This is a genomic window from uncultured Kluyvera sp., assembly GCF_902485085.1.
Taxonomy (GTDB): domain Bacteria; phylum Pseudomonadota; class Gammaproteobacteria; order Enterobacterales; family Enterobacteriaceae; genus Kluyvera; species Kluyvera ascorbata.
Genome location: NZ_CABTJS010000111.1, coordinates 19,772 through 27,212, shown reverse-complemented (window position 1 = coordinate 27,212; position 7,441 = coordinate 19,772). Strand labels below are relative to the sequence as shown.

The window sequence follows — 7,441 nt, the reverse complement described above, 5'->3', positions numbered from 1 at the left end:
CCAGCACGAAATCATATGCAAAAGTTTGATACCAGGACCTTCCAGGGCCTGATCCTGACCTTACAGGATTACTGGGCTCGTCAGGGCTGCACCATTGTTCAACCACTGGACATGGAAGTTGGCGCCGGCACCTCACACCCAATGACTAGCCTGCGTGCGTTGGGGCCAGAACCGATGGCGACTGCCTACGTGCAGCCTTCACGCCGCCCAACCGACGGCCGCTATGGCGAAAACCCGAACCGTTTACAGCACTACTATCAGTTCCAGGTAGTGATTAAACCGTCTCCGGACAACATCCAGGAGCTGTACCTCGGATCGCTGAAAGAGCTGGGTATGGACCCGACCATCCACGACATTCGTTTCGTGGAAGACAACTGGGAAAACCCAACGCTGGGTGCCTGGGGTCTGGGTTGGGAAGTGTGGCTGAACGGTATGGAAGTGACGCAGTTCACTTACTTCCAGCAGGTTGGCGGTCTGGAATGTAAACCGATCACCGGTGAGATCACCTATGGTCTGGAACGTCTGGCAATGTACATTCAGGGCGTAGACAGCGTTTACGACCTGGTCTGGAGCGACGGCCCGCTGGGTAAAACCACCTACGGCGATGTGTTCCATCAGAACGAAGTGGAGCAGTCCACTTACAACTTCGAATACGCGGACGTGGACTTCCTGTTCACCTGCTTCGAGCAGTACGAGAAAGAAGCGCAGCAGCTGCTGGCGCTGGAAACTCCGCTGCCGCTGCCTGCTTACGAGCGTATTCTGAAGGCCGCCCATAGCTTTAACCTGCTGGATGCGCGTAAAGCCATCTCTGTCACCGAACGTCAGCGCTATATCCTGCGCATTCGTACCCTGACCAAAGCAGTGGCAGAAGCTTACTATGCTTCCCGTGAAGCCCTCGGCTTCCCGATGTGCAACAAGAATAAATAAGAGGCGGCCATGTCTGAGAATACTTTTCTGGTGGAAATCGGCACTGAAGAGCTGCCACCAAAAGCGCTGCGCAACCTGGCTGAATCCTTTGCCGCGAACGTCACGGCAGAGCTGGATAACGCGGGCCTCGCGCACGGTAACATTGAATGGTTTGCTGCCCCACGCCGTTTGGCGCTGAAAGTGGCAAATCTGGCATCTGCGCAAGCGGATCGCGAAGTTGAAAAACGCGGCCCGGCAATCGCCCAGGCGTTCGACGCTGAAGGTAAACCAAGCAAAGCGGCTGAAGGCTGGGCGCGCGGCTGCGGTATTACCGTCGATCAGGCTGAGCGCCTGACCACTGACAAAGGCGAATGGCTGCTGTATCGCGCGCACGTGAAGGGCGAAAGTACCGAAGCGCTGCTGCCGAACATGATTGCCAACTCGCTGGCTAAACTGCCAATTCCTAAGCTGATGCGTTGGGGCGCGTCCGACGTCCACTTCGTGCGTCCGGTGCACACCGTGACTCTGCTGCTGGGTGATAAAGTCGTTCCGGCGACCATCCTCGGCGTACAGTCCGATCGCATCATCCGCGGTCACCGCTTTATGGGTGAGCCTGAGTTCACCATCGACAATGCCGATCAGTACCCGCAAATCCTGCTGGAACGCGGCATGGTGATGGCTGACTACGAAATGCGTAAAGCCAAAATCAAAGCTGACGCTGAAGAAGCGGCACGTAAGATTGGCGGCAACGCTGATCTCAGCGAAAGCCTGCTGGAAGAAGTCACCTCGCTGGTGGAATGGCCGGTGGTGCTGACCGCGAAATTCGAAGAGAAATTCCTCGCGGTACCCGCCGAAGCGCTGGTTTACACCATGAAGGGCGACCAGAAGTACTTCCCGGTTTACGACAACGCTGGCAAGCTGCTGCCAAACTTCATCTTCGTGGCAAACATCGAGTCGAAAGACCCGCAGCAGATTATCTCCGGTAACGAGAAAGTGGTTCGTCCACGTTTGGCCGATGCGGAGTTCTTCTTCAATTCCGACCGTAAAAAACGTCTGGAAGATCACCTGCCGCGTCTGCAAACCGTGCTGTTCCAACAGCAACTGGGTACGCTGCGCGACAAAACTGACCGTATTCAGGCGCTGGCCGGCTGGATCGCGGGTCAGATTGGTGCTGACGTCAACCACGCGACCCGTGCGGGCCTGCTGTCTAAGTGTGACCTGATGACCAACATGGTCTTCGAGTTCACCGACACCCAGGGCGTGATGGGCATGCACTACGCACGCCACGATGGCGAAGCGGAAGATGTTGCCGTTGCGCTGAACGAACAGTACCAGCCGCGCTTTGCCGGTGATGACCTGCCGTCTAACCCGGTTGCCTGCGCGCTGGCGATTGCGGACAAGATGGACACCCTGGCGGGTATCTTCGGTATTGGTCAGCATCCGAAAGGCGACAAAGACCCGTTTGCGCTGCGTCGTGCTGCGCTGGGCGTGCTGCGTATTATCGTTGAGAAGAACCTGCCGCTGGATCTGCAGACCCTTACCGAAGAAGCGGTGCGTCTGTACGGTGACAAGCTGACCAACGCTAAAGTGGTGGATGAAGTTATCGACTTCATGCTCGGTCGTTTCCGCGCCTGGTATCAGGACGAAGGCTATACCGTTGACACCATTCAGGCGGTACTGGCGCGTCGCCCAACCCGTCCAGCAGACTTCGATGCTCGTATGAAGGCCGTGTCCCACTTCCGCACTCTGGAAGAGGCCTCTGCACTGGCTGCGGCTAACAAGCGTGTATCCAACATCCTGGCGAAATCTGACGAGACGCTGAACGATATCGTTCACGCTTCCGTGCTGAAAGAAGCGGCGGAAATCAAGCTGGCGGGCAACCTGGTTGTGTTGCGCGACAAGCTGCAGCCGTACTTTGCAGAAGGTCGTTATCAGGAAGCGTTGGTTGAACTGGCATCCCTGCGTGAGCCGGTGGATGAGTTCTTCGAGAACGTGATGGTGAACGCAGAAGATAAAGACGTGCGTATCAACCGTCTGACGCTGCTGTCGAAACTGCGCGATCTGTTCCTGCAGGTAGCGGATATTTCCCTGCTGCAGTAATTGTTCTGTTAATAAATAAAAGCCTGCTCTCGAGCAGGTTTTTTTGTACCTTAAATATGATTAGGGGAACGATTAATAATTCTTTGATTTATTTAAATCGACATAATTATTGATAGGCGAGAAATATTTTAGGAATACATCAAAGAAAGGTATTTTGATATTTAAGGTAGAATGATTGCGGGTGCTTGAGACTGTCTGTCTCAGGTATTCACCCGATGGCAGACAGAGAAAAGCCCCACCTGACGATAAATCAAAGTGAGGCCAACTCTATGCCTAGACCACATAAGGTTAGCCTCTTACTTGTTGAAAATCAACACAGGAGGCAAAGGATGCCGCAAAAATCTATGTTGTATAGTTTGATAGTGATATGTCTCACTATTCTATTATTTACCTGGATGGTTCGTGATTCATTATGTGAGTTGCATATTAAGCAAGGAAATAATGAGTTAGCGGCATCTTTAGCCTGCGATATGAAACAGTAAGGGCGTACGGCGGGGAGAATTCCCCGCCGCTATTGCGGTGTTATGCAGGCTCAATGCACCCTATTTTTTTACAAAATAATATTAAGGCTTCCCGTTAACGGGAGGCCTTTTTTTGTGGATAGGAAGGTTGCGCAAAAAAGAACCTTGAAATGACTGGCGCAATACGTTTATCCTTTGCCGCGACGAACCCCTCGTCTCACTGAGGCACACTGAAAATGGACAAACACACCTGCTGAATTCGAATCCTTGCTGGGCGCTTGCCGCAAGCAGGGGAACTATTGATTTCATTCAGGAGTGCTTATGGCCCATTGTGCGCAATCCCCTTCTTTTATTTTACATCAGGTTACCTGTCAGTTTGCGACGGGTGATACCCTTTTCGGCCCGCTGAGTTTATCGCTGGAGCGTTCACACTGTGGCCTTGTCGGGCGTAACGGCATGGGCAAATCGCGGCTGCTGCGGCTATTGGCTGGCGTCGATGAACCTTCCACCGGACATATCGAATGCTTCGCGTCCCGAGCTTACGTCGCGCAGCAACATGCGGCCTCAGCGGAGACCACGCTGGCTGAGCTGCTGGGTTACGGAGCCGTTTTCGCCGCGCTGCAGCGTCTTGAGCAGGGTCAGCCGTACGACGACGATATCGAAAGTCTGGATGGTTTCTGGGATCTGCCGGACCGGCTTCGCACCGCCTTTCAGGACGCGGGGCTGGGTGAGTTTAACCCATTAAGGCTGGCTGGTTCCTTAAGCGGCGGTGAGCGGGTGAAAGCGCTGCTTTGCGCTGCGTTTACCTCCGGTGCCAATTTCCTGCTGCTCGATGAACCGACCAACCATCTGGACCGCCCGGGGCGCGAGTGGTTCTATCGACAGCTTGATGCCTGGCAGGGTGGGGCGCTTGTCGCGAGCCACGACCGGGAGCTGCTAGCGCGGATGCCACGTATTCTTGAGTTGAGCCCTACGGCGCTTCGCAGCTATGGCGGCAGCTACGTAGAATATCAGCAGCAGCGTGATGCGGAGCAGCAGGCGGCGCGAGCCGCGCTCGAGCATGTTGCCACTGAACGTCGCCGCTCGCGTGCCAGGCAGCACAAAGAGCATGATGATTGCCAGAGACGTTCAGCAAAAACGTTGCGTACAGTTGATGCTCTCAATATCGCGTCATTTGAGCGGGTGAAGTACAAAGGGGCGGCGCGAGAGCGGCCTGGCACTTTGCTGCGCCAGCATCGTGAGCAGCAAAGTGCGCTGGATAATGCCGTAAAGCAGGCTCGGGAACGCGTGGAAGAGGATACGCCAGTGATGTTCACACTGCCCGGCAGTGAAGTGCCCAGCGGTAAACAGGTGCTGGTGCTGGAGTCGCTACAGCTGGCTCATCAGACGCATTCCGCCCTCGACTGGCGCATGGACGGCCCGATGCGGGTGGCGCTACGTGGCCCCAATGGTTGTGGAAAAACGACGCTGCTCAAAACCTTGATGGGGCTTGAGACACCGCTTGCCGGGCGCAGCCAGCTCTCTGTCTCTGCCGCCTGGCTGGATCAACATCTTAGCCAGTTCGATCTGTCGTTATCGGTAATGGCGCATCTGCGGGCGGGCGACACGCCGCAGGAAGAGGGTGCGATGCGTACTCGGCTAGCGCAGCTACAGCTTGGCGCGGACAAAGTGAACCTACCGTTAGCGGCACTCAGTGGGGGAGAACGATTAAAAGCGGCGTTGGCCTGCGTGCTGTGGCGGCGAGAGGCGACGCAGTTATTACTGCTGGATGAGCCGACTAACCATCTTGACCTTGCATCGGTGCAGGCGATTGAAGCAGCGCTGGCTGATTTTCCAGGCGCGATGCTGGTGGTGTCTCACGATGAGGCGTTCTTGCAGGGGCTGAAACTGACGCATGCGCTGGAGTGGCATGAATCGGGGTGGCATTTTACCGCGCTATAGATAAAAAAATCCCCGCCATAAGGCAGGGATTTTCAATTCTTAGCGGCGTTAACTTACAGGGAAGTTACGTTGCCAGCTGCTGGGCCTTTAGCGCCGTTCTCGATGGTGAAGGAAACTTTCTGACCTTCGTCCAGAGATTTGTAGCCATCGTTCTGGATAGCGGAGAAGTGTACGAACACGTCTTTAGAACCATCGTCAGGAGTGATGAAGCCGAAACCTTTATCAGCGTTGAACCATTTTACGATACCAGTCATTTTACCGGACATAGAAATTACCTTTAAAAATTAATTGAGCCTTTCGGCGATATGGCATGCTTTACAGAATTTAAAGCGTAAAGGAATGTCGCTACGAGGGGTACCAATGGATAACCTTGAAGGGAACTGCTTTACTCAACTGCTTTGTGGTCTGTATGTCAAACCGTGGATGTATTAACGCATAACTCTCACCGCAAAAGCAAACGTTATCTGCACATAATTTACTATGCTCCTGGGGGGTAGGCAGAGTAATTGATGTTTAATAGTTTGATAAATATGAATTATTATCAGTTGTGAGTGTGTTGTAAAAAAATATCATTTAGCCCCGGTAGCGCACTGCCGGGGCTAAATATCAGACTTTTTGCGCCGATTCCGCTAACGCTGCCGCTGCGTTGTCGCCTTGATTGTGCTGATTTTTACCGGCGATGTACTTCACCATCAGCGCGATGGCCGACAGGACCGCGGGTATGGCCAGCAGAGCGAAAATGGTTTTAAAGGAGAGCTCTGCCTGCATCAGGAATGCACCGCTAAATGCGCCGAGGATACCCCCAAAGCGGCCTAGTCCCAGCATCCAGGCTACGCCCGTTGCTCGGCCCTGCGTTGGGTAAAACCCAGCGGCCAACGCAGGCATGGATGACTGCGCGCCGTTCATAATCGTCCCGGCGATAAACACCATGACGCCCATCAGCACCAGATTACTGGTTGAGAAACCAACCAGACAAACAAAGACTCCGGTTAATAGGTAGCCCACGGCAACGACTTTATTCGGGTTGATTTTGTCCATCAACGCGCCTAATACCAGCACGCCAATCCCTCCGCCGAGTGGGAACAGCGCGGTAATCACGGAAGCCTGGCTCAGCGTTGCGCCAGTCTCACGAATTAACAGCGGCAGCCAGCTGGTCAGCAGATAGAAGATAAGCAGACCCATAAAGTAGGTCAGGCACAGCATGATGGTGCCCACCAGGTAGCGCGGCGAGAAGATAACCCCCAGCGCTGACTGCTCCTTGACCTGACCAGCCTCTTGCAGGACAAACCGGGTGTTTTCTGGCAGCGCGGCAATGTGGCGCAGAATATTGGCAATCTGCTGTTGAGAACGGTTTTTTACTGCCAGATAGCGAGCCGATTCTGGCAACATGAAAATTAACGCGACTGCCAACGCCAGCGGCATGACGCCGCCCAGCACCAGTACGCTCTGCCAGCCGTAGTGTGGAATCATCCATGCAGAGATAAACCCACCGAGCGAAGAACCAATCGGGAAACCAACGAACATCAGGTTCACCAGCAGTGCGCGACGGCGCTCCGGCGCGTACTCGCTCATGAGCGTTGCGGCGTTTGGCATGGCGGCACCCAGCCCCAGCCCGGTTAAGAAACGTAGAACGGTCAGCTGCGTCAGCGAAGTAGCAAAAGCGGTAATCAGACTGAAGCCGCCAAAGACCAGGATCGATAGCACCAGCACTTTTTTGCGCCCAATGCGGTCGGCCATCGGCCCTGCGGTCAGCGCGCCGACGGCAAGGCCTACCAGCGCGGCGCTCATCACCGGACCAAGGTCAGATTTTTGTACGCCCCATTCCTGAACCAGATCGGATGCGATGAAGCCAATAATGGCGGTATCGAAGCCGTCCAGCGCGACGGTGATAAAGCACAGTACCAGAATCATCCACTGGTACTTTGAGAAGGGGTTGCGGTTGATAAAAGCCTGAATATCCGTTGTTGTCTGTGTTGTCATGCGGTAATTCCTGCTAAGCGGTGCGAGTAAGTGGTTTTTTCAACGCTTATCTT

At 54.5% G+C, this 7,441-nt stretch carries 6 protein-coding genes; 4 read left to right on the top strand and 2 right to left on the bottom strand.

Features of this window, described 5'->3' with window-relative positions:
• Nucleotides 1–15: 15 nt before the first annotated feature.
• The 4 genes from glyQ to RDN66_RS13245 all read left to right on the top strand — a co-directional run bounded on the left by glyQ (nt 16) and on the right by RDN66_RS13245 (nt 5,408).
• Entirely contained in the window at nt 16–927 is a 912-nt protein-coding gene (gene glyQ, locus RDN66_RS13260; protein WP_035893112.1) for a glycine--tRNA ligase subunit alpha, read from the top strand.
• A 9-nt stretch (nt 928–936) separates the two neighbouring features.
• Nucleotides 937–3,006 carry a glycine--tRNA ligase subunit beta gene (glyS, locus tag RDN66_RS13255; protein WP_202217000.1) on the top strand — a complete coding sequence of 690 codons (2,070 nt, stop codon included), beginning with the start codon at nt 937–939 and terminating at the stop codon, nt 3,004–3,006.
• Between the two features lie 329 nt (nt 3,007–3,335).
• A complete protein-coding gene (gene hokA / locus RDN66_RS13250) occupies nt 3,336–3,488 on the top strand; it encodes a type I toxin-antitoxin system toxin HokA (protein WP_035893110.1) in 153 nt (50 codons plus the stop codon).
• A gap of 300 nt (nt 3,489–3,788) precedes the next feature.
• Nucleotides 3,789–5,408, top strand: coding sequence for an ABC-F family ATP-binding cassette domain-containing protein (locus RDN66_RS13245; protein ID WP_202217001.1), 1,620 nt, complete (start codon nt 3,789–3,791; stop codon nt 5,406–5,408).
• A gap of 53 nt (nt 5,409–5,461) precedes the next feature.
• On the opposite strand, the gene cspA is transcribed toward RDN66_RS13245, so the two are convergent.
• Together cspA and RDN66_RS13235 are read right to left on the bottom strand one after the other, a co-directional pair.
• The gene (gene cspA, locus RDN66_RS13240) at nt 5,462–5,674 is read right to left on the bottom strand and encodes an RNA chaperone/antiterminator CspA (protein ID WP_035893107.1); all 213 of its coding nucleotides are present in this window, start codon (nt 5,672–5,674) and stop codon (nt 5,462–5,464) included.
• A 340-nt stretch (nt 5,675–6,014) separates the two neighbouring features.
• Nucleotides 6,015–7,388: an MFS transporter gene (locus RDN66_RS13235; RefSeq protein ID WP_308537908.1), complete on the bottom strand. Its 1,374-nt coding sequence runs from the start codon at nt 7,386–7,388 to the stop codon at nt 6,015–6,017.
• Between the last annotated feature and the right edge of the window lie 53 nt (nt 7,389–7,441).

Excerpts from the sequence above, each read along its gene's own strand:
- glyS (WP_202217000.1), top strand. The coding sequence starts at position 937 with ATGTCTGAGAATACTTTTCTGGTGGAAATCGGCACTGAAGAGCTGCCA.
- hokA (WP_035893110.1), top strand. The coding sequence starts at position 3,336 with ATGCCGCAAAAATCTATGTTGTATAGTTTGATAGTGATATGTCTCACT.
- cspA (WP_035893107.1), bottom strand. The coding sequence starts at position 5,674 with ATGTCCGGTAAAATGACTGGTATCGTAAAATGGTTCAACGCTGATAAA.
- RDN66_RS13245 (WP_202217001.1), top strand. The coding sequence starts at position 3,789 with ATGGCCCATTGTGCGCAATCCCCTTCTTTTATTTTACATCAGGTTACC.
- RDN66_RS13235 (WP_308537908.1), bottom strand. The coding sequence starts at position 7,388 with ATGACAACACAGACAACAACGGATATTCAGGCTTTTATCAACCGCAAC.
- glyQ (WP_035893112.1), top strand. The coding sequence starts at position 16 with ATGCAAAAGTTTGATACCAGGACCTTCCAGGGCCTGATCCTGACCTTA.